Origin of the sequence: Lacisediminimonas profundi (assembly GCF_008831265.1) — a bacterium.
In the GTDB taxonomy this organism is placed as follows: domain Bacteria; phylum Pseudomonadota; class Gammaproteobacteria; order Burkholderiales; family Burkholderiaceae_D; genus Lacisediminimonas; species Lacisediminimonas profundi.
Genome location: NZ_VTTH01000001.1, coordinates 1,175,160 through 1,195,497 on the forward strand (window position 1 = coordinate 1,175,160; position 20,338 = coordinate 1,195,497).

Below are 20,338 nucleotides of genomic sequence, written 5' to 3' on the forward strand. Positions count from 1 at the left end.
AATCCATGCCATATTTCAGCTACCACGCACGAAACGCACGCGGCGAGTTGCTGCAAGGCGTGCTGGAAGGCGCCGACAGCAGCGCCGTGGCGACTTACCTGCTCAATATCGGCGCCACGCCGGTTTTCATCGAACTCAGCAGTCGTGGCAGCCAGGGGTCGGAGGTCAGCTTCACCGACCGCTTGCTGCTGCCCAAGGTCAATACCACCGACGTCCAACTGTTCAGCCGCCAGATGCATACGCTGCTCAAGGCCGGCGTGCCGATCATGCGTTGCCTGAAGGGGCTGGAGGAATCTGCGGTCAACAAGAGCTTTGCCAAGATCCTGCGCGACCTGCGCGAATCGCTGGATGCCGGGCGTGACCTGTCGACCGCGATGCGCAGCCATCCCAAGGTGTTTTCGGCGTACTACTGCAGCATCGTCCAGGTGGGCGAAATGACCGGCCGCCTGGCGGAGATCTTTCCGCGGCTGTACGAATTCCTCGAGTTCGACATGAAGATGCGGCAGCAGATCAAGTCAGCGCTGCGCTATCCGAAATTCGTGGTGTCGGCAATGCTGGGCGCGATTCTCGTCATCAACCTGCTGGTGATTCCCCAGTTTGCGAAGATATTCGCCAAAGCGCATACCGAATTGCCGCCGCTGACGAAATTGCTGATCGGTTCCTCCAATTTCACGCAGGCCAACTGGCCGTACTTGCTGGCGCTCATGGTCGCCGCCGGCTTCGGCATCTACCGCTTGCGCCAGACCAAGGAGGGCGCTTACTGGTGGGACAAGACCGTATTGAAGATGCCAATCGCCGGGTCGCTGGCCATGAAGGGCATCATGGCGCGCTTCGCCCGCAGTTATGCGCTCGCCTACAAAAGCGGCGTCCCGGTGGGCCCGACCCTGAGCGTGGTGGCGCGCACGGTGGACAACGCCTACATCGCCGCAGCGGTGGAGCAGATGCGTGATGGCGTGGAGCGCGGCGAAAGCCTGATACGGACGGCCAGCACGACTGGCGTGTTTACCCCGGTCGTGCTGCAGATGCTGTCAGTCGGCGAAGAGAGTGGCGAGCTGGACACGCTGATGGATGAAATTGCCGGCATGTACGAGCAGGAAGTGCAGTGGGAGCTCAGCACGCTTTCAGGCCGGATAGAGCCGCTGCTGATGATGGCCATGGGCGTGCTGGTGCTCCTGCTCGCGCTCGGCGTGTTCTTGCCGGTCTGGGATCTGAGCCAGGTATCGCTCAAGCCAAAGCCTTGAGGAATAACATTTCCATATGGCAATAAGTTGTTGTATTTAGAGTGAATTTTCAAAAAAATAGTGCAATGGAGCTACTCGGTTTTCTTGATAGAAATGTTATGATTCGTTGTGCGTTAAACAAACATTTGCTTGGGGCACCAAGCGCTTTAAAGGGAAGATAACGAAATGAATACCATGAAAGCTGGTGCCCAAAAGGGCTTTACGTTGGTCGAGCTGATCGTCGTGATCGTGATCCTGGGCATCTTGTCCGCGGTAGCGATTCCGAAATTTACCAACGCCAGCAAGGGCGCTTATGAAGGTGTGCAGGATGCAACCTTGGCAGCATTGAAGTCGGCGTGGAGCGTGGCTTACGCAACGAACAAGGGCCGGCTGCCGACAACCGCAGAGCTCGCAGCACAGATGCAAGATCCTGCTTGCGCGGCAGCAACTGATGGACTCAGCATCACTTGTACGGGCGTAACGAAGAATGACGGCACGGGCCAAGCTACTTTCACGGTGGCAAATCCGACCGCTGTGGCGTCCCCGGCTGACATTACGATTACCAGCATCGGCCGAGGTAATGCATCCTGATCGTAAGCCACACATGCATGAGCTAGCAGCTCGCAGCGTCGAGTTGTAGGCTCATGCATGGGTTGAGGCGACGGACCGTCGCTGCAACAGGCCGGCGCGTCAATCCAGCTCATCGAGGAGGGTTCACCCTCCTCGAACTGGTTCTTGTCCTGACCATTATCAGTATCCTGTCTGCGACCGCGGTAATCAGTACCAGATCCACCAGCCAGCGCGCCGCTGTGGAAGCGGCCGACAAGCTTCGCAGGGATGTGGCACATATTCAGGCGCTGGGGATGAGTTACGCGATCAGCCTGCGCCTGACTGTCGCTGCGGATGGGTCCGGTTACGCTGTCACCTGTCGCAGCATCGCCACTTTTTCGCCCTGCACGGCGCTGGGCGCTTCTCTGGTCGACCCGGCAACGGGATCCGCTTTTTCCATCATTTTTAGCGACGGTGTCACCATATCGGCAAGCTCGGCCACGCTCGACTTCGACAGCATGGGCCGGCCGATTGCCGGAACTGCACTGCTGACGGCGAATCCGGCGGTGACTTATACGCTGACTGGAAGCGGAACGACTGCCACCGTTTATGTGCGCCCCCTGACAGGCTTTGCCGAGGTTGGTTGATACGATGCGCCGTTCACATGGAGTAAGCCTGGTTGAACTGGTGCTGGTCATCGTGCTGCTCAGTGTCGGCTTCATCGGGCTGATACGAGTGTTCAGCGGCGTCACCGGTGGCCTGGTGACGGGCGAGGCGGCGCAGGGCGCCGCGCAATACGTACAAACCTGCCTGGAGCGCGTGGTGGGAACAAAGCGATCTCCGAATTTCGCGGGCGTCACCGCGGCACTTTGCAACGGTATATCTCTTCCCGCGGGTTATAGCTGGACTGAAGTCACCGTCAATTCGATCACCGGAAGCACCACCTCGGCGTGCCCGAACAATGTCAGCTGCAAGGAAGTGACCGTGGGGGTCTCCAGGGCATCTTCGGGCAGCGTCATCCAAGCCTACAACGCGGGCACCGCTTACGCCAAAGGGGATATCGTCAGTTACAACGGCGACATTTACCAGGCCAGTAGCGCCACCACCGGCAACCTGCCGACCAACACGACCTACTGGGGTAAAACCGGCGCCGGGGCGCGGGCTACCCTGCTGCTGGTGAATTACTGATGGTCGCAAAGCGCATGCAAGCCGGATTCACGCTGGTCGAAATGGTGCTGTCGATCGCCATCATGGGGGTGCTCGCCGCGGCTTCTTCGCGCTTCCTTGTTGGCAGCACCCAGGTGTACCAGGGCAACGCGCAGTATTCGGAGACGCTTGACTCGTTGCGCTACGCCAGCGATCGTATTGCCCGCGAACTGCGCGAGGCGACGGGCGGCACCAACGCAAACTTCAATATGAGTGCAACCTCGCCGCAATACAGCCGGATCGATTACCTTGTTTCCAACGGCAATTCGATGACCCGCAACACGCCAACCGTGACAATAGGGCAGAACACTGCGACCAAAATTGTCACGATTGCCTACAGCACTACCGGCAATACGGCCCAAACGCTCACCAATCGACTCCAATCCCTCAGTTTCGCCTATTACGACACGAACTTTGCGACGACCAATAGCGCCACTTCGGTCCGTTATATCGATTTCACGCTGGCGCTGACAGAGCCGACCAGTGGCCAGGCGATCAGCCAGCGCACCCTGGTTGCGTTACGGAACTGCAATGCGACGCTCTGCTGAACATTTCCCGATGCAGCGCGGGTTCGCCGCTGTCATGATGGTGGCCTTGCTGATGCTGCTGGTGCTGGGCATCGTCAAGAGCACGATGACAATCCAGGGCGGGACGGTTGTCGACGCCGAAAACTCGGTGGAAATGGTGAAGGCCTTGTTCCTGGCCGAGAGCGGAATGGAGCGGGCGACCCAGCGCTACACCAGCGTTGGAACGGCCTGCAATGCGCTCGGCGAGACAAGAACCTTGACGGAAGCGGGGTCGGCGACGACGGCAGGTTCTTTCCGGGTTGCCGACGCTACGGAGAACCCGAACTTCGACACTGACTTTGACGGTCTATCCCTCGGTGGCGGCGCTAACGGCTGCCGTATCCGTGTCACGGGAATCACGCCATCCAACCGGCAGAGGGTCATCGAATCGGTGGTCGTTCCGTACAACGCCAACTCGAAGAACAACAAGGCCACCGGCGGGAGTACTACCACTGCGACCTTCGAGCATACGGTCGTTGCCGGTGAAAACCTGCTGTACATCGCCGCAGTAAGCTGGGTTGGCGCGAGCCAGATGACCGCTGGCTTTCCCAAGCTCAACACCACGTCGATGACGGCTGTCACCAGCCGCGCTTCGGATCCCGCTGGGCCATATAACGCCCAGATTTTCTATCTGAAAAATCCGACGCCCGGTACCTACAATGTGTATGTGCAATTCGATACCGCGGTCAGCGATATCACCTTCTCCAACATGGACATGGCTGGCGTCGACCTTGTATCCGCCAACCCGTATGACGCATACGTGTCGACCAACAGCAGTGCCAACAAATACATAGTCGGCACGCTGACCCCGACCACCAATGGCTATCTGTTCGACGTGATGAGCCGCAAAAAGGGCGGATCGAGTGACAGCGACGTCGCCTCCTGCAGCGGCGCGGCCAACGGCAATATCAACACCACGACCACCAGCTTCTACAACAGCGGTAACGCCGCATCCGGCTATGCCGGCCCGACCACGGCGGGGGTAAGCACGACGACCGGCTACTGCGGCTTCAACAAGGCACAGCCGGCCGCTTACCAGGTGGTGTCAATCAAGGCATCGACCGCAGCCGGCAGTGGCGGCAAGGTCAGGCTTCCCGGTGGTGGCATCGGGCGCTGGCGGGAAGTGACTGTGCCGCCGTCGTGATGCGATCGTCCCGTAATCAAATTGAAAAAAGGACTTGAGCCGCCGCCACAATTACCGTAAACCATTAACAATGCGAACTCTACGAACTCTACGAAACGCAGCCCGCACAGGCTGAGGAATAGAATCACTGATGCGACTTCTCCCTAAATCGAAAAAGCTGGACGGCTGGATGGCGATCACCTTCCAAGGGGGAGAGGTGCGCGAGATTCGCGCGGCTCACATACGGCGCACCTCGTCCGCGCGGCCGGTGGTCACGATGATCGCCGCCGAAAAGCTGGAGGACGGCACCACCGCCGAGCGGCTGGCGGAGATGGTGAAGTCCTGGGACGGTCTTCGCTACCACTGCACGACCATGATGCAAGTGTCCGATTATCGACTACTGCCGGTCGAGGCACCCAACGTGCCGCCGGCCGAGCTGAAGCCGGCGATGACCTGGCTGGTCAAGGACATGATCGACTTCCATGTCGACGAGGCCATCATCGACGTGCTGAGCGTGCCGCCTGAAAAGGGCACGCCCAGAGCCCGCGTCATGTACGCCATCGTCACCCGCAAGAAGCTGGTAGTAGACCTGCAGCACACTTTCGAGGAAGCGAATGTTTCGCTGGAAGTGATCGACATTCCGGAACTGGCCCAGCGCAACATCGCTGCACTGGTCGAAGCCGAGGGCCGTTGCGTCGCCATGCTGTATTTTGACAACGAGGGCGGACTGCTTACGTTCACGATGGGCGGCGAGCTGTACCTGTCGCGCCGCCTCGACGTCAGCCTCGATCAGTTGCAGGTGTACGATTCCGACCGCCGGCGCGCATCGCAGGAGCGGGTGGCGCTCGAGATCCAGCGCTCGCTCGATCACTTCGGCCGCCAGTTCAAATACGTCGTGGTCGACCGGCTGGTGGTAGCGCCGATCGGCGACGAAGACTGGGGATTCCCGGCCTTCCTCGGTGAGCAGGTGGACATCAAGGTCGAGTCGCTCAATCTTGAACTGCTGTTTGACATCTCCAATGTGCCCAACCTGAAGAGCCTGAACGTGCAGCAGCGCTATTTCCTGCCGCTCGGCCTGGGGCTGCGGCTTGAGGAGAAGGCGCTGTGAGCCAGCAGATCAATCTGTTCAATCCGGTCTTCCTGAAGAAAAGGAAGCAGTTCTCGGTACTCGCGATGATCGAGGGACTGGGGGTGGTCTGCCTAGCCTTGGCCCTGCTGGCCGGTTATACCCATTGGCGTGCCAGGCAGGACATGAAGGAGGCGGCGCGCGTGGCGGCCAGCCTCAAGGCGGCCCAGTCCGAACTGATCAAGGCGGTCGACAAGACCAGGCAGGTGCCCAGGGACAAGGCACTGGAGGATGAGGTGCGCAAGCTGGAAGCGCGCATGCAGTCCAGCCAGCAGGTGCTTAACTACGCCAGGAGCGGTGGCCTTTCGAAATCGGAGCACTACACCGACTATTTCCGGTCCTTCTCGCGCCAGGCCATTCCCGGCGTGTGGCTGACCGGCTTTTCATTCTCGGACGGCGGGGCCGATATCGAGATCAGCGGCCGCGCCCTGCATGCCTCGATGGTGCCGGCCTACATCAAGGCGCTTGGTCGCGAGCCCTTGTTTCGCGGTAAATCCTTCGCCAGCATCGATCTGCAGTTCCGCGATCAGAATGCGGCCGCCAAGGGTGACAGCCCCGGCGCCCCCTCCCGTGCCGCGAGCGGCGCCTCCGGGGCGCAGAATATCGAATCGATGCTGCGCGGCCTCGGGCTGCCGGCCGGGGCCGCGCCGGCAGCGCCTGCACCATCTCCCACCGCGACGAAGGACGGCAAACCGAAGATCCAGAGCTACTTCGACTTCAAGCTCAGTTCGTCCGAGGCCGAGCCCAAGAAGGCCGACGGCAACAGGGCCGATACCATGCTGGAGCGCGGGAAATGAAGCAGCTGGAGCGATACTGGGCGCAGGTCACGGAGTGGGTGGATGGCCGCCGGCTGATGGAGCGGATCGGCATTTTCGTCGGACTGGCGGCGGTGGTCTCCGTGATTGCCTACATCCTGTTCCTGGTGCCGGCCTTCAACGAAGAAAAACGCATCGCGCGCGAAATGGTCAACAACCTGGGTGCCTTGCAGCGCCTGCAAGCGGAACTGGGCAAGGCCAGGGCCAGCAGTTCGGGCGATCCCGACCAGCAGAACAAGCTGAAGCTGAAACAGCTGCAACAGCAGATCGACGAGGCCGAGGCCCAGATCAGCCGGGTGCGCAAGGAGCTGGTGTCGCCGCAGCAGATGGTCACGATGCTGGATACGATCCTCGCGCGGCACGATGCGGTGAAGCTGATTTCATTTACAAAATTGCCATTGGAAAGTTTGAATACCGGTACAATCGCGGCGGTGCAGGGAGGCCCTGCACAGGCTGGTGGGAAAGGCGAAACACAGCCCGGCGCTGGCAGTGGCGCAGGCAGCGGGGCAGGCAATGCAGCGGTGTATCGCCACGGCGTCCAGGTAGTGGTCGAGGGCAAGTACCTTGACCTGATGAAGTACCTGGCCGAACTCGAAAAAATGCCCGGAAAACTGGTCTGGGGACACCTGACTCTGAAGGTTGACGAATATCCGAAGGCGACGCTGACGCTCGACCTGTTCACTCTCAGTCTGGACAAGACATGGCTGAACATCTGATGATCCGGCTGCCACGTTCGGCGGCCTTGCTGGTGCTGGCGCTGGCTGCCGCTGTGGCTGCCATGGCGGCTCTGGCGCCGGCCCCGGCGACGGCGCAGGAAATGACTGATCCGACCCGGCCGCCGGACAGCGGCGATGACCGTCCCGCCCCGACTGCCGGGAATACGCTGAACCTGCAGTCCATCCTCGTATCGGCAACGCGCCGCGAGGCGGTGATCAACGGCCAGGTAGTACGGGTGGGCGGGCGTATCGGGCAGACAAAGATAGTCAAGATCAGCGACAGCCAGGTGCTGGTCGACGGGCCGCGCGGCATGCAGGTGCTGCGCATGTTCCCGGGAATCGACAAGCGCTATGTCGAAAGCGACACAATCCAGGAACTGACAAGGCGGCAGGAGCGGCGAAAAGTACAATGAAGAAAACCACGGCCATCCTTTGCCTTGCCGGCGCGCTTGCCGCCTGCAGCGCGCCACCCCAGCGCCAGACTTACGACCAAATCAACCTGCAACTGCAGAAAGGCGCGACCGATACCACTGGCGGCAAGATCCCGGGCGCGGTTGCCGACGCGCTGTTGCCGGCGCTCGATGCTGTCAGGCCGTCCAATGTCGCCAGCGGCGACGAACGTTTCAACGTCGTGCTCAATGACCTGCCGGCGCGCCAGTTCTTTGCCGCCATCGCTTCCGGTTCGCGCTACAACATCCTGGTCCATCCCGACCTGACCGGCAACATCTCCGCCAACCTGAAGAACGTCACGCTGTTCCAGGCGCTGAACGCTATTCGCGACGTCTATCCGGACAAGTACGACTACACGGTGGACCGCAACAACATCGTCGTCAAGCCGCCGTCGCTGCAGACGCGCGTGTTCCAGGTCAGCTACCTGAACAGTTCGCGGATCGGCACTTCCGAGACCCGCGTTGCCGCCAGTACCGGCGGCGGCGCTGCCCCGGGCGTGCCCGGCCAAACCGGCCAGACCGGCTTGCCGGCGACCACCTTGCCGGCCACCACTACGCCCGGCATACCTGGGCAGCCCGGCGTGGCTGCCGGCGTGGCGCAGAGCAGCCGGGTCAGTTCCAGTTCCACCGCTGACTTCTGGACTGAGTTGCGCGACTCGCTGCGCGCAATCGTCGGCATCGAGGAAGTGCAGGGACGCGTTGCTCCTGGCAGCCGGGAAGGGCGCAGCGTGGTCGTCAGCCGGCAGTCGGGTGTGGTCGTGGTGCGCGCGATGCCGGAAGAATTGCGCGCTGTCGCCGCCTATCTGCGCGCGGCCCAGCTGTCGGTCGAGCGCCAGGTAATCCTGGAAGCCAAGATCATGGAAGTGCAGCTCAACGACACCTTCCAGTCAGGCATCAACTGGGCTTCGTTTGCGCCCATCCTCGGCAGCCCTACCTCGTTCGGATTCCTCGGGCGCACCACGCTGGCGGGCGGCGGCAGCAGCCGCGCGCTGACCAGCGCGATCGGCACCACCAATTCGCTGACCGGATCGGCTGGAACGACCTCGCTGAACATCAATAACGGCTCGTCAATGAGCACCGACGGCAACCTGGCCGGGTCGATGTTCGGGCTGGCCTTCCAGACCAATAATTTCGCCGCCTTGCTGACACTGCTGGAAACCCAGGGGACGGTGCATGTGCTGTCCAGCCCGCGCATTGCGACGCTGAATAACCAGAAAGCGATACTCAAGGTCGGCACCGACGATTTCTTCGTGACGCGGGTGTCCTCCACCACCAATACCTCGTCAGGGTCGACCTCGACCACGCCGGACGTGACGCTGCAACAGTTCTTCTCCGGCGTGGTGCTCGATGTGACGCCGCAGATTGACGAAAACAACAACATCACCTTGCACGTGCATCCTTCGGTGACCCAGGTCAGCACGCTCAACCGCACGGTCGACCTTGGCCCGCTGGGCACGCTGAACTTGCCGCTGGCGTCCAGCAACACCTCGGAAACCGACAGCGTGGTGCGCGGGCAGAGCGGCCAGATCATCGCCATCGGCGGACTGATGCGGCAAGCCAGCACCGACGAGCGCTCGCAGCTGCCGGGAGCGGGCAACCTGGCGGTAGTCGGCTCCCTGTTCCGCAGCACGGCACGGGTCAACCAGAAACGTGAGTTGGTGATCCTGATCAAGCCGACCATCGTCGAGGGCGCGGCTACCTGGACCAACGACATCGCCGAAGCGCAGCGACGGATAGAGTCCATGCAACCCGTCGAGTGGACAGGATCGAGATAGCATGTACACATCCCATTTCAACCTGCGCGAAGTGCCGTTCAGCCTGACGCCGGACACCAGCTTCTTCTTCGCCAGCTCCACCTACCAGGAAGCACTGAACACGCTGGTGGTCGCGGTGCGCGGCGGCGAAGGCTTCATCAAGATTACCGGCGAGGTCGGCACCGGCAAGACCATGCTGTGCCGCAAGTTCATCTCCAGCCTTGATGAGCATTTCGTCACCGCCTACATACCCAATCCCAGCCTGGAGCCGCGCACCTTGTTCCTGACGCTGGCCGAGGAACTGGAGCTGAATGTCGACAAGGACGCCAGCCAGCACGAAGTGCTCAAGGCCATCAACGGCGCCTTGCTGGAGAAGGCCGGGCAGGGCAAGCAGGTCGTGCTGTGCCTGGACGAGGCACAGGCGATGCCGCTCGAAACCCTGGAAGTGCTGCGCCTGTTGACCAATCTTGAAACCGAAAAGCGCAAGCTGCTGCAGATCGTGCTGTTCGGCCAGCCCGAGCTGGACCGCAACCTGCGCAACGAATCCGTGCGCCAGCTCTACCAGCGCATCACCTTCCACTACCATCTGGAGCCGCTGTCGCGCGAAGACATCGACTTCTATGTGGCGCACCGGCTGGCCGTTGCCGGTTATGCCGGCGGCCGCCTGTTCACCAGTGGCGCGATCCGCGCACTCACCGCCGGCAGCGGCGGCATACCGCGCCTGGTCAACATACTCGCCCACAAGTCGCTGATGCTGGCCTACGGTAAAAGCCAGCGCAAGGTTTCCGCTGCCGACGTGCGCGCGGCTGCAGCCGACACCGGCGCCGCCCGCAAGATGTCCTTGCCCTGGGCCGCGGTAGCTGCCTCGGTCGTGGTGGTGGTGGCCGTGACTGCGGGCTGGATGGTGCTGGGATGAGTGTCATCAACAATGTGTTGCGCGACCTTGACGCGCGACGTCGTACGCCAGTTGCCAGTGCTGCGCCCCCAGCCGGACTGAGCGCGGTGCCCGGGCGTTCGGGCCGCCGCGTGCTGCTGTTCGGCCTGCTGGCGGCAAGCCTTGCAGTGGCCGGCATCACGCTGGTGGGTGTGAACAAGCTGCCCGATCCGCTGCGCGGCTGGGTGGCCGCCCTCGTGCCGGGCGCGTCGAAACCGGCAGCGCCGGTGGTGGCAGCAAAGAATGCGAACGGCGCGGCAGCATCTGTCCCGGGCCTGGTGGTCGCTGGCGGCAAGCCGGCAGATCCCGACCTGAAGCTCGACACCGGCACTGGCTTGGGTGTGGGCAAGATGGTGTCTTCGGTGGTCTCCAGCGCCGGCAATGCGATGATCGATTCAGTGACGCCCGCCGGGCGCGCCCGCGAATCGGCGCGCGGCATGTTGGGCAAGGTGACATCCACGATGGCGGGCGAAGCGCCGCCGGGCGAGAAAGAGGAGCGCAAGCGCCCGACGCCGAACTCGCCGATATTGCTGGCGATGCCATCGCCGGCCGGAGCGACCGCATCGCCAGCGACGGCGGGAGCGGCGGGAGCATCAGATCCAGCAGCAGCCGCCGCCGTCGCGTCAGCCGCAGGTGTGGCCGTAAAGTCGCTGGCACCGGTGCTGGCCGCGCCGGCGTCCCGCGCGGCCCAGCAGGAAGTGCTGGCCAATAGCCAGGGCGATGCGCGCGAGCTGGCCCGCCGGGCCCGCAAACCGGCCCGGCCCGCCGGTGACGCCGACGAACTTGTCGACGACAGCGTCCCGGGCCAGCCCAGGACGATCCGTAGTTCCAGCGCCGTCAACAAGGTGCAGGTCGAATTCGACAGCGCGGTGAACTTGCTGCATGAAGGCAAGATCGACCTCGCCATCGACCGGCTGCAGCGGCTGCTGGCGGCGCATCCACAGCACGTCAGGGCGCGCGAGGTGCTGATCGCGACCCTGATCGATGTTCGTCGCATCGACGAGGCGGCCGGACTGGCAAGGGACGGCCTTGCGCTGAACCCGGCGCAGCCGAAGCTGGCCATGACGCTGGCCCGCCTGCAGCTGGAACGGGGCGAACTGGCGCCGGCGATCGCCACTCTGGAGGCCACGAAAAACCACGCCGGCAACCAGCCGGTCTATCACGCCTTCCTGGCGGCCCTGGTGCAGCGCGCCGGCCGCTACCGCGATGCGGCCGACCATTACACCATCGCCCTGCGCACCGTGCCCCAGAACGGCGTCTGGTGGATGGGCCTGGGCATTTCCTACCAGGCGTTGAAGCAGGACGCCGAGGCGGAACAGGCTTTTCGGCGCGCCAGGGCGGCCGGCGGCCTGAGCCCGGAGTTGCAGACCTTCGTCGGCAACCGGCTGAGCCAGCTGCAAAAATAGGCGCGGGCCGGGTCGTCCCGGCCCTGTGCTTTTCCCTGGGCCCATGCTCATGCTGCGCACCTGGCAGTCGCCACGCGACCCATCCCGTCCTGAGCGTTTCCGCCTCACACACTCCCGATTTCCAGATTAAGCAGCGCAGCTTCTCGGTTCAGAAGATTTTTTGATTTCATTTCTGGGCGCGAGGGTGGTTAAATCGCAGACCAGTAGTTTTCGGCAGGTGCGCCTGTCCGGGAATCGTGCAATCAACAACAAGCTTCATCGACAGAAGCAATCAGGAGACAGCATTGTCATTCATCAGGATGGCCGTTACGGCCGCAGCCGCCTTCACGGCAAGCATTGCAATGGCGGCGGGTTACCCCGAGCGCACGGTCACGATCGTTGTGCCTTACGCACCCGGCGGCGCCACTGACGCCGGCGCGCGGCTGGTGGCGCAGGCCTTGCAGAAACAGTCCGGCATCAGTTTCATTGTTGAAAACGTTCCCGGAGCCGGCACCACGGTCGGCGCGGCAAAGGTGGCACGTGCGGCGGCGGATGGCTACACGCTGCTGTGGGGTGGGCTGAGTTCGAACGTGATGGCGCCACAGATCTATGCCAAGCTGCCGTTCGATGCGGCCAGCGCATTCGAGCCGGTGTCGATGATCGCCACCCAGCCCTATATGCTGGTCACCCAGGCAAACAGCCCGTTCCGCAATGTCGCCGACCTGGTTGCGCGCGCCAAGGCCGAGCCCGGTAAACTGAATTTCGGCAGCCCCGGCGAAGGCAGCTCGCCACACCTGACTACCGAACTGTTCCTCGCCGAATCGCGCATCACGGCGCAGCACATCCCGTACAAGGGCGCGGCGCCGTCGCTGGCGGCATTGATCGCCGGCGATACCAGCTTCATGTTCGACACGCTCACGGCGCCGATGCCGATGATCGCGGCTGGCCGCCTGAAGGCGCTGGCGGTGACCAGCAGCCGTCGCCTGCCCGAATTGCCCGATGTGCCGACCTTGCAGGAGAGCGGCCTGGCCGGATTCGACGCCTACACCTGGTTCGCCTTGTTCGCGCCGCGCGGCACGCCGGCGGATGTGGTGAGTACGCTCAACCGCATGGTCACGGAACAGTTGCGCGACCCGGCGCTGCGCGCACAGATGGCGAAGTCGTATTTCACCACAGCAGCCTCGACGCCGGCCGCGCTCGGCAATACGGTCAAGGCCGAAACCGCCAAGTGGGCCGCCATCATCAAGGCCAAGAACATACGGCGGGAATGAATATGACGGCTTGGCGCAACCGCTGCAACACCGGGAGCAAGTGCTGATGAAAGTTTGCGTTTTCGGGGCTGGTGCGATCGGCGGTCTGATCGCCTCGCGGCTCGCACAGCAGACAGCAGCCGAAGTATCCGTGATCGCCCGCGGCCCCCATCTCGAGGCAATTCGCCGCAACGGGCTGGTGCTGCGTACCGGCGCCAGCGAGAGCCGGATTGCGCTGCGCGCCTCTGCCGATGCCGCCGAACTTGGCGTGCAGGATGTGGTGATCATCGCGGTCAAGACCTGCAGCCTGCCGGCTTCGCTGGCAGGCATGGCCCCGCTGATCGGTCCGGATACCATGGTGGTGCCGGCAATGAACGGTGTGCCATGGTGGTTCTTCTCGGGCTTTGGCGGTGCGCTGCAGGGCCTGCCGATCGAAGGCATTGACCCCGGCGGACGGATTGCAGCCGCGATTCCAGAACGGCAGGTGCTGGGCTGCGTTGTTTATCCGACCGCCTTCGTTGCGGAGCCGGGCGTGGTGCAGCACACCGGTCGCTGGGACATGCACCTGGGGGAGCCGGACGGCAGCCTTTCCGCTCGTTCGGGCGCGCTGCAGGCATTGCTGGAGTCAGCCGGTTTCAGCTGCAAGCGGACCAGCGAAATACGGCGCGAGATATGGACCAAGCTGATCGGTAATTGCAGCTTCAATCCGGTGGCCGCGCTGGCCCAAGCGCCGCTTGACCGGCTGGCGGCCGACCCCGATGTGGTCTGCCTGATGCGCGGGCTGATGCTGGAAGTCATTGCCGTCGGCAATGCGCTTGGCCTCGATGTCGCAGAGGATCCCGACCGCCGTATTGATCGTATGCGCACGCTCGGATCCATCAAACCGTCGATGCTGCAGGACCTGGAAGGGCGGCGGCCAATGGAACACGAATCGCTGACCGGCGCCGTGCTCGCAATCGGGACGCGGCTCGGCGTCGAGGTGCCGCTGATCCAGGCCGTGCACGGATTGATCCGGCAGAGGGCCAACAGCATGGGGCTGCAGTAATTGGCCCGCCAGTGATCGTGCAGATTTTCTTGTTGAGCAAGGCGAGGTAGCGGGCACAAGACCCGTGCCCGCCATCCGCCGGATTGATTGAAGCAGGAGGAGACCATGCAGGCAGCCGATTTGCGCAAGCTCGTCGTTGACGATGTGCCCCACGGGCAGTTTGCGGTTCACCGTGACGTGTACCGCGATCCGGAAATTTTCGAGCTGGAGATGCGCTACATCTTCGAGCGGACCTGGGTCTTCCTGGGACTGGAATCGCAGATTCCCGACGCCCACGATTATTTCACCACCTGGATCGGCCGCAACCCGGTGCTGGTATCGCGCGGCGCCGATGGCCAGGTCGGGTGTTTCCTGAATACCTGCCGCCACCGCGGCGCGGTGGTGTGCCAGAAGGCCCAGGGCAATGCCCGTTTCCATGTCTGCCAGTACCACGGCTGGTCCTACGACAGCAGTGGCCGCAGCAAGACAATCAAGGATCGCGCCGACGGCTGCTACAGCGCCGCGTTCGAGCAGGATAACCACGACCTGGTGGCGATCGCACGGCTGGCGTCATATCGCGGCGTGCTGTTCGGAAGCCTGAGCACCGAGGTGCCTTCGATCGAAGAACACCTCGGCGACACGCGATTCTTCCTTGACCTCGTGATCGACCAGAGTCCGCACGGCGTCGAGCTGGTGCCGGGGTGTTCCACCTATACCTTCAAGGGCAACTGGAAGCTGCAGCTCGACAATAGCCTCGACGGCTATCACCTGACCTCGGTCCATCCGACCTTCATGAAGATCGTCGAAAACCGCAAGTCGGGCGATTCGAACAATAAACTGGCCACCATCGATTTCGCAGCTTACCGTTCGCGCGGCAGCTTCACATTCGATCACGGTCATGCCGTAGTCTGGACCCGCAATCCGGCGCCCGATATCCGGCCGCTGTACCAGACCATTGACGAGGTGCGGGGTCGGGTTGGCGAGGCGCGCGCGCAGTGGATGCTGGACACCCGCAACCTGGTGCTGTTCCCCAACGTCCAGTTCGCCGAGAACGCGTCGCTGCAACTGCGCATCGTGCGGCCGATTTCAGTAGACCGCACCGAGATGCGCAGCTATTGCCTGGCGCCCAAAGGCGAGCCGGACGAGGCGCGCGAATTCCGGCTGCGCCAGTTCGAGGATTTCTTCAACAGCAGCGGCCTGGCCACGCCGGACGACACGACCTGTTATGAGGATTGCCAGACCGGCTATCAGGCGCAGCCGGTGGTCTGGACCCAGGGCTATGCGCGCGGCATGACCGCCGTCATGCAGGGGCCGAACGAAGCAGCGAAGGAAATCGGCATCACGCCGGTGACCAGCCTTGGCGGCGGCGTGAAGATACAGGACGAGACCCTGTTCCATTCCGCATATCGCGAGTGGAGCCGCCTGATGGTGGCCGGCGCCGAGCGCGATGAAGCCAACCGGGAAGCGGGCCAGGAAGCGACACGGGCGGGGCAGGCATGAGCCCGCTGATGCAGGCGACCGAGTTGCTGGTGCGCGAGGCTGCGCTGCTGGACAACCGCGAATGGGACCAATGGCTGGCGCTGTTGGCGCCCGACATCGAATACTGGGTGCCCACCTGGAAAAGCGAGGATGAACCGACCGCAGATCCGAAGCGGGAGCTATCGTTGATCTATTACGCCAGCCGGGCCGGGCTGGAGGATCGGGTGTGGCGCGTGAAGTCGGGGCGCGCCGTGTCCTCGATGGTGCTGCCACGAACGCAGCACGCCATTACCAATGTCCGGATCCTGTCCGCTCAGGAAGGCAGCATGAGCGTGGCTTCGAACTGGACCACCCACCAGTTCCTGCCCAAGGACAGGAGTGTGGAAGTGCTGTTCGGACGTTACGAGCATGTCCTGCGGCGTGACGACGACGGCTGGTTGATCGCCCGGCGCAAGACCCTGCTGCTGAATGACTACCTGCCCGCCCGGCTGGACTTCTACAGTCTGTAGCGTGCAGGCAAGCGACCGGTACTGACAAGGTCTGCAATAGCGAAAACCCAACTGACGGCAACTTATTACATCAACGGAGACAATCATGAAAAAGACACTGATACGAGCAATGATGTTGCTGTCATGCATGACGGCCCTGGCCGGCAATGCAGTTGCCCAGAGCTATCCGAACAAGCCGGTACAGATGGTGCTCGGATTTCCTCCCGGTGGCAGCACCGATATCCTGGCCCGCCTGGTGGCCAGCAAGCTGCAAGCGGCATGGGGCCAGCCGGTGGTGGTGCTGAACAAGCCCGGCGCCAGCACCATCATCGCAACCGATACGGTCGCCAAGTCGCCGGCCGACGGCTACACGTTGCTGCTCGGCGCCAGCAGCGGCAACACCATCAACCCGGTTCTGTATCCGAAGCTGCCTTACAATCCGATCCGCGATTTTGCGCCGATCGCCATCATGGGCAGCTTTCCGCTGGTGCTGGCGGTGCATCCTTCGGTGCCGGCGAATAACGTCCGCCAGTTGATCGAGCGCGCCAAGGCCGTACCGGCGCCGCTCAACTACAGTTCGGCCTCGACCCTGTTCCAGCTTTCCGCGGAAATGTTCAAGCAGATGGCGAACGTCAACCTGACCCACATTCCATACAAGGGCAGCGCCCAGGCCCTGGGTGCCCTGACTGCCGGCGACGTGCAACTGCTGTTCCTGGACCCGGCGCCAGTGATGGCGCAGGTCAAAGGCGGCCGTGCCAGGGCGCTGGCCGTGACATCGACCAAGCGCTGGGCCTTGCTGCCGGACGTGCCGACCATGGCTGAATCCGGGATGCCGGACTATAACGTCACGGCCTGGATCGCCTTGTTCGCGCCGGCCGGGACGCCGCCCGACATCGTCGCCAAGCTGCAAGCCGAAGTGAACCGGATCATGCAAATGCCTGACGTGCGCGAACGGCTGGAGACGCTGGGCATCGATCCGGGCGGAAGGGCGCTGGGGATAGAACCGGCTGCCAACAATGCCGACACCATTACCCAGCTGATACGGGAAGAGGGCGCGCGTTACGCCAAGGTGATCAAGACCGCCAATATCAAGGCGGAGTAGACCTGCGACCAGGGAGAAACGCATGATGAACGAATCACAAGCAGTGCCCCAAAGCGCGCCGCAAGGCGCTGCGCAAGGCAGGCCTGGCATCCTGCTGGAGGTGCGGCCGGACGGACTGAGCTTCCCGGAGCCGCCGGCCTTTGCCAGCAAGGAGGCAGAGCGCATCCACGTCAAGGAGCGGCTTGCCGCTGGCTATCGAATTTTCGCGCTGCAGGGGTTCGACGCCGGGATTGCCGGCCACATCAGCGCGCGCGATCCGGTGCTGCCCGACCACTTCTGGGTCAACCCGCTGGCGGTGCATTTCAGCCGCATCCGGGTGTCCGACCTGGTGCTGGTGGACCACGCCGGAAACATCGTCGAGGGCCGGCATCCGGTCAACGCCGCGGCATTCGCGATCCATTCGCGGATTCATGCCGCGCGTCCCGATGTCATCGCTGCAGCCCATTCGCATTCGCGCTTCGGCACCACCTTCGCGTCGCTCGGCAGGACCATTCCACCGATCACGCAGGAAGCCTGCGCCTTCTACAAGGACCATTCGGTGTTGCAGGCCTATGGCGGGATTGCCAGTGAATTGTCGGAAGGCGAGTTGATCGCGCAGGCGCTCGGGCCGCACAAGGCGGTGATCTGCCGCAATCACGGTCATTTCACTGTGGGGCAGTCAGTTGAAGCCGCGGTCTTCTGGTTCATGCGCATGGAACGCGCGTTCGAACAGTGCCTGCTGGCGTGGAATGCAGGGCAGCCGATCGAGATCGATGATGAGACCGCCATGCTGACGCGCAAGCAGGTTGGCTCGCCACGCGCAGGATGGTTCGGCATGCAGCCGCTGATGGACAAGATCATCGCCGAACAGCCGGACTTGTGTGAGTAGAAATCCCGGTATTGCGCCCCCCGCGGGCGCGCTAGCGGCGCGCCGGCTCCTGCTGCAGCGCAGTCGTCAGCGCACGGGCGAGGGCAGCCGTGCCGTCCGGCGTCACGCGCCCCTTCTTGGTGATCTGGTAGAAGCTGAGCGGCACCTGCGGCTCGGTCAAGGTCACCAGTTGCACCGCATAGCGCGCACAGCAGGGCGCGACGAACGAGGGCAGCACCGCGAAGCCGGACCCGGCTTCGACCATGGCCAGGACCGTCTGCATGTTTTCGTAGGCAGGACGCTCCTCGTTGGCGCGGCCTGTGCGGCGCAGGTTTTCCTCGATCAGTTGCTGCACTGGATTTTCCGGCGACAGGCCAATCAGGGGCTGGTCGCGCAGCTCCGACCACTTCATGCGCCGCGCGCGGCGGCGTGCTCCAGCATCGTTATTGGCGGGGCATACCAGGGCCAGCGGAAATTCTGCCAGTGCGATCCGTTCAAGCCCGGATGCCGGCTTGAAGAATGCGCCGAATCCGACATCCAGCGTGCCGTTGGCCACGTCATCCTGTATCTGCTGGCGGCCAAGGTCGCGGATGCGCAGGCTGATCTCCGGATGTTCGCTTTGAAAGCTCTCGATTGCCAAGGGCAGCACGTCGGACGCGATGAAGGGCGTGGCGCCGACGGTCAGGATCTGCCGCGCGCGGGTCGAGATGCGGTTGATGGAGTCCGATACCGATTCCAGTTCCGCCAGCACCCGAGCCGCAACCGGCACCAGTTGCGCGCCGGCGGGCGTCAGCGCCACCGAGCGCGTGGTGCGGTCGAACAGCCGGCAGTTGAGCTGCTTCTCGAGGTCGCGCGTCATGGCGCTCAAGCCGGACTGCGTGATGTGCAGCCGCTCTGCCGCGCGGGTGAAACTGCCCAGTCGCGCGATGTCGAGGAAGGCCTGCAACTGGCGTTGAGAGATATTCATCCGATTGGCTTCTTAATTAAGAAAATAAAGTCGATTATATTCTCGATCAGGATGCGGTTAAATGTGAGCCCATCAGTGGCCGCATCGGTGGTCCGATCGCAGCGCCTTCCGGGCGCGTAAATTCTCCCAGGATAAACATGAAGAAGCAGGAAAAAATATTGATCGCCGGCGGTGGCATAGGCGGACTCACCGCCGCACTGGCCTTGCTCAAGCGTGGATTCGACGTCCAGGTTTTCGAGCAGGCGCCCGAGTTGCGCGAAGTCGGCGCCGGCTTGCAGTTGAGCGCCAACGGGCTGCGCGTGTTGTACCAGCTCGGCGTCGGTGAAGCGCTGAAGGCGGTCTCGTGCGAGGCGGCTGGCAAGGAAATCCGGCTGTGGAGCACGGGCCAGGCCTGGAAGCTGTTCGATCTGGGCGCCAACTCGGTGGCGCAATACGGCTATTCGTATTTCATGGTGTACCGCCCCGACTTGCTTCAAGTGCTGGCCGATGCTGTGCGGGCGATCAAGCCGGATGCCATCATGCTGGACGCCGCCTGCGCCGGTTTCGAGCAGGCCGACGACGGCGTGCAACTGATCCTGGCCGACGGTCGCCGCTTCGATGGCGCTGCCCTGATCGGCGCCGATGGCGTCCATTCGCGGATACGCAACCAGCTGGTTGGCGCAGACAAGCCGAAATTCTCCGGCTGCCTGGCGTGGCGCGGTGTGATCCCGATGAAGCGGTTGCCGGATCATCTGCAGCGTCCGGTCGGCACCAACTGGGTCGGACCGGGCGCGCACGTCATCCACTATCCGCTGCACGGCGGCGAGCTGATGAATTTCGTCGGCATCGTCGAACGTGACGACTGGCAAGTGGAGTCATGGACGCAACAGGGCACGCATGAAGAATGTCACGAGCACTTCAAGGGTTGGAACGACGACGTGCACACGCTGATCAGCAAGCTCGACGTGCCCTTCAAATGGGCGCTGATGGGGCGCGACCCGCTGGACCAGTGGTCATTCGGCCGCGTATCGATGGTGGGCGACGCCTGCCATCCGACGCTGCCTTTCCTGGCGCAGGGTGCGGTGATGGCGCTGGAGGACGGTTACATCCTGGCGCGCTGCATCGAGCGATACCAGGACGAGCTGCCGCTGGCCTTGCGCAAGTACGAAGCGGCACGCATCGAAAGAACCAACCGCATCGTGCTGCGTTCGACCGAGAACGGCCGCCGTTTCCATAATCCGGCGCTGGCCTCGGCGGACGGCGCGGCCGACTATGTGGACCGCGAATGGGCCGAGCCGAAAGTGCGCGAGCGTTATGACTGGCTGTTCAGTTACAACGTCGACGAGGTTGAAATATGAG

21 protein-coding genes are annotated in these 20,338 nt (G+C 62.9%); 20 read left to right on the plus strand and 1 reads right to left on the minus strand.

The annotated features are described in order from the left end of the window. The first annotated feature begins 5 nt into the window (after positions 1-5). From FVE66_RS05355 to FVE66_RS05445, 19 genes are all read left to right on the plus strand, one after another. Positions 6-1,241, plus strand: coding sequence for a type II secretion system F family protein (locus tag FVE66_RS05355; RefSeq protein ID WP_151446299.1), 1,236 nt, complete (start codon positions 6-8; stop codon positions 1,239-1,241). A gap of 165 nt (positions 1,242-1,406) precedes the next feature. Then, a complete protein-coding gene (locus FVE66_RS20585) occupies positions 1,407-1,811 on the plus strand; it encodes a type II secretion system protein (RefSeq protein ID WP_161993188.1) in 405 nt (134 codons plus the stop codon). A gap of 62 nt (positions 1,812-1,873) precedes the next feature. Then, positions 1,874-2,416 carry a prepilin-type N-terminal cleavage/methylation domain-containing protein gene (locus FVE66_RS05365; RefSeq protein ID WP_206668710.1) on the plus strand — a complete coding sequence of 181 codons (543 nt, stop codon included), beginning with the start codon at positions 1,874-1,876 and terminating at the stop codon, positions 2,414-2,416. Positions 2,417-2,420: 4 nt separating this feature from the next. After that, on the plus strand, positions 2,421-2,957 hold the full coding sequence (locus FVE66_RS05370) for a carbohydrate-binding protein (RefSeq protein ID WP_151446442.1): 537 nt from the start codon (positions 2,421-2,423) through the stop codon (positions 2,955-2,957). Beyond that, on the plus strand, positions 2,957-3,523 hold the full coding sequence (locus tag FVE66_RS05375; RefSeq protein WP_151446301.1) for a PulJ/GspJ family protein: 567 nt from the start codon (positions 2,957-2,959) through the stop codon (positions 3,521-3,523). The genes FVE66_RS05370 and FVE66_RS05375 overlap by 1 nt, the downstream gene beginning before the upstream one ends. After that, positions 3,507-4,685, plus strand: coding sequence for a hypothetical protein (locus tag FVE66_RS05380; protein WP_151446302.1), 1,179 nt, complete (start codon positions 3,507-3,509; stop codon positions 4,683-4,685). Before FVE66_RS05375 ends, FVE66_RS05380 begins: the two co-directional genes overlap by 17 nt. 130 nt (positions 4,686-4,815) lie before the next feature. Continuing rightward, positions 4,816-5,772, plus strand: coding sequence for a type IV pilus biogenesis protein PilM (gene pilM, locus FVE66_RS05385; RefSeq protein WP_151446303.1), 957 nt, complete (start codon positions 4,816-4,818; stop codon positions 5,770-5,772). Next, positions 5,769-6,587 (plus strand): PilN domain-containing protein, encoded by an 819-nt coding sequence (locus FVE66_RS05390; RefSeq protein ID WP_151446304.1) that lies wholly within the window; start codon positions 5,769-5,771, stop codon positions 6,585-6,587. The genes pilM and FVE66_RS05390 overlap by 4 nt, the downstream gene beginning before the upstream one ends. Next, positions 6,584-7,321: a hypothetical protein gene (locus tag FVE66_RS05395; protein ID WP_151446305.1), complete on the plus strand. Its 738-nt coding sequence runs from the start codon at positions 6,584-6,586 to the stop codon at positions 7,319-7,321. Before FVE66_RS05390 ends, FVE66_RS05395 begins: the two co-directional genes overlap by 4 nt. After that, entirely contained in the window at positions 7,306-7,734 is a 429-nt protein-coding gene (locus FVE66_RS05400; RefSeq protein ID WP_151446306.1) for a hypothetical protein, read from the plus strand. Before FVE66_RS05395 ends, FVE66_RS05400 begins: the two co-directional genes overlap by 16 nt. Next, on the plus strand, positions 7,731-9,545 hold the full coding sequence (locus tag FVE66_RS05405) for a secretin N-terminal domain-containing protein (RefSeq protein WP_151446307.1): 1,815 nt from the start codon (positions 7,731-7,733) through the stop codon (positions 9,543-9,545). The genes FVE66_RS05400 and FVE66_RS05405 overlap by 4 nt, the downstream gene beginning before the upstream one ends. A gap of 1 nt (position 9,546) precedes the next feature. Beyond that, positions 9,547-10,440, plus strand: a complete 894-nt coding sequence (locus FVE66_RS05410; RefSeq protein WP_151446308.1) for an ExeA family protein — start codon at positions 9,547-9,549, stop codon at positions 10,438-10,440. Then, complete coding sequence (locus tag FVE66_RS05415; protein WP_151446309.1) at positions 10,437-11,864, plus strand: tetratricopeptide repeat protein; 1,428 nt, start codon at positions 10,437-10,439, stop codon at positions 11,862-11,864. Before FVE66_RS05410 ends, FVE66_RS05415 begins: the two co-directional genes overlap by 4 nt. Positions 11,865-12,148: 284 nt before the next feature. Beyond that, positions 12,149-13,114: a Bug family tripartite tricarboxylate transporter substrate binding protein gene (locus FVE66_RS05420; protein ID WP_151446310.1), complete on the plus strand. Its 966-nt coding sequence runs from the start codon at positions 12,149-12,151 to the stop codon at positions 13,112-13,114. 46 nt (positions 13,115-13,160) lie between these two features. Then, a complete protein-coding gene (locus FVE66_RS05425; protein WP_151446311.1) occupies positions 13,161-14,138 on the plus strand; it encodes a ketopantoate reductase family protein in 978 nt (325 codons plus the stop codon). A gap of 105 nt (positions 14,139-14,243) precedes the next feature. Beyond that, positions 14,244-15,617 carry an aromatic ring-hydroxylating oxygenase subunit alpha gene (locus FVE66_RS05430; RefSeq protein WP_151446312.1) on the plus strand — a complete coding sequence of 458 codons (1,374 nt, stop codon included), beginning with the start codon at positions 14,244-14,246 and terminating at the stop codon, positions 15,615-15,617. Continuing rightward, on the plus strand, positions 15,614-16,105 hold the full coding sequence (locus FVE66_RS05435) for an aromatic-ring-hydroxylating dioxygenase subunit beta (RefSeq protein WP_151446313.1): 492 nt from the start codon (positions 15,614-15,616) through the stop codon (positions 16,103-16,105). The genes FVE66_RS05430 and FVE66_RS05435 overlap by 4 nt, the downstream gene beginning before the upstream one ends. An 85-nt stretch (positions 16,106-16,190) precedes the next feature. Then, positions 16,191-17,186, plus strand: coding sequence for a Bug family tripartite tricarboxylate transporter substrate binding protein (locus FVE66_RS05440; RefSeq protein WP_151446314.1), 996 nt, complete (start codon positions 16,191-16,193; stop codon positions 17,184-17,186). 22 nt (positions 17,187-17,208) lie between these two features. After that, complete coding sequence (locus tag FVE66_RS05445; RefSeq protein WP_241673019.1) at positions 17,209-18,054, plus strand: class II aldolase/adducin family protein; 846 nt, start codon at positions 17,209-17,211, stop codon at positions 18,052-18,054. 31 nt (positions 18,055-18,085) lie between these two features. On the opposite strand, the gene FVE66_RS05450 is transcribed toward FVE66_RS05445, so the two are convergent. Continuing rightward, on the minus strand, positions 18,086-19,000 hold the full coding sequence (locus FVE66_RS05450) for a LysR family transcriptional regulator (protein ID WP_151446315.1): 915 nt from the start codon (positions 18,998-19,000) through the stop codon (positions 18,086-18,088). A gap of 137 nt (positions 19,001-19,137) precedes the next feature. Between FVE66_RS05450 and FVE66_RS05455 the strand changes: the two genes are divergently transcribed. After that, positions 19,138-20,337 carry an FAD-dependent monooxygenase gene (locus FVE66_RS05455; RefSeq protein WP_151446316.1) on the plus strand — a complete coding sequence of 400 codons (1,200 nt, stop codon included), beginning with the start codon at positions 19,138-19,140 and terminating at the stop codon, positions 20,335-20,337. Position 20,338 lies beyond the last annotated feature (1 nt).

What these genes read in the sequence shown, in the direction of transcription:
- FVE66_RS05355 (WP_151446299.1), top strand. Translation starts at nt 6, where the DNA reads ATGCCATATTTCAGCTACCACGCACGAAACGCACGCGGCGAGTTGCTG.
- FVE66_RS20585 (WP_161993188.1), top strand. Translation starts at nt 1,407, where the DNA reads ATGAATACCATGAAAGCTGGTGCCCAAAAGGGCTTTACGTTGGTCGAG.
- FVE66_RS05370 (WP_151446442.1), top strand. Translation starts at nt 2,421, where the DNA reads ATGCGCCGTTCACATGGAGTAAGCCTGGTTGAACTGGTGCTGGTCATC.
- FVE66_RS05375 (WP_151446301.1), top strand. Translation starts at nt 2,957, where the DNA reads ATGGTCGCAAAGCGCATGCAAGCCGGATTCACGCTGGTCGAAATGGTG.
- FVE66_RS05380 (WP_151446302.1), top strand. Translation starts at nt 3,507, where the DNA reads ATGCGACGCTCTGCTGAACATTTCCCGATGCAGCGCGGGTTCGCCGCT.
- pilM (WP_151446303.1), top strand. Translation starts at nt 4,816, where the DNA reads ATGCGACTTCTCCCTAAATCGAAAAAGCTGGACGGCTGGATGGCGATC.
- FVE66_RS05395 (WP_151446305.1), top strand. Translation starts at nt 6,584, where the DNA reads ATGAAGCAGCTGGAGCGATACTGGGCGCAGGTCACGGAGTGGGTGGAT.
- FVE66_RS05400 (WP_151446306.1), top strand. Translation starts at nt 7,306, where the DNA reads ATGGCTGAACATCTGATGATCCGGCTGCCACGTTCGGCGGCCTTGCTG.
- FVE66_RS05405 (WP_151446307.1), top strand. Translation starts at nt 7,731, where the DNA reads ATGAAGAAAACCACGGCCATCCTTTGCCTTGCCGGCGCGCTTGCCGCC.
- FVE66_RS05410 (WP_151446308.1), top strand. Translation starts at nt 9,547, where the DNA reads ATGTACACATCCCATTTCAACCTGCGCGAAGTGCCGTTCAGCCTGACG.
- FVE66_RS05415 (WP_151446309.1), top strand. Translation starts at nt 10,437, where the DNA reads ATGAGTGTCATCAACAATGTGTTGCGCGACCTTGACGCGCGACGTCGT.
- FVE66_RS05425 (WP_151446311.1), top strand. Translation starts at nt 13,161, where the DNA reads ATGAAAGTTTGCGTTTTCGGGGCTGGTGCGATCGGCGGTCTGATCGCC.
- FVE66_RS05430 (WP_151446312.1), top strand. Translation starts at nt 14,244, where the DNA reads ATGCAGGCAGCCGATTTGCGCAAGCTCGTCGTTGACGATGTGCCCCAC.
- FVE66_RS05435 (WP_151446313.1), top strand. Translation starts at nt 15,614, where the DNA reads ATGAGCCCGCTGATGCAGGCGACCGAGTTGCTGGTGCGCGAGGCTGCG.
- FVE66_RS05440 (WP_151446314.1), top strand. Translation starts at nt 16,191, where the DNA reads ATGAAAAAGACACTGATACGAGCAATGATGTTGCTGTCATGCATGACG.
- FVE66_RS05445 (WP_241673019.1), top strand. Translation starts at nt 17,209, where the DNA reads ATGATGAACGAATCACAAGCAGTGCCCCAAAGCGCGCCGCAAGGCGCT.
- FVE66_RS05450 (WP_151446315.1), bottom strand. Translation starts at nt 19,000, where the DNA reads ATGAATATCTCTCAACGCCAGTTGCAGGCCTTCCTCGACATCGCGCGA.
- FVE66_RS05455 (WP_151446316.1), top strand. Translation starts at nt 19,138, where the DNA reads ATGAAGAAGCAGGAAAAAATATTGATCGCCGGCGGTGGCATAGGCGGA.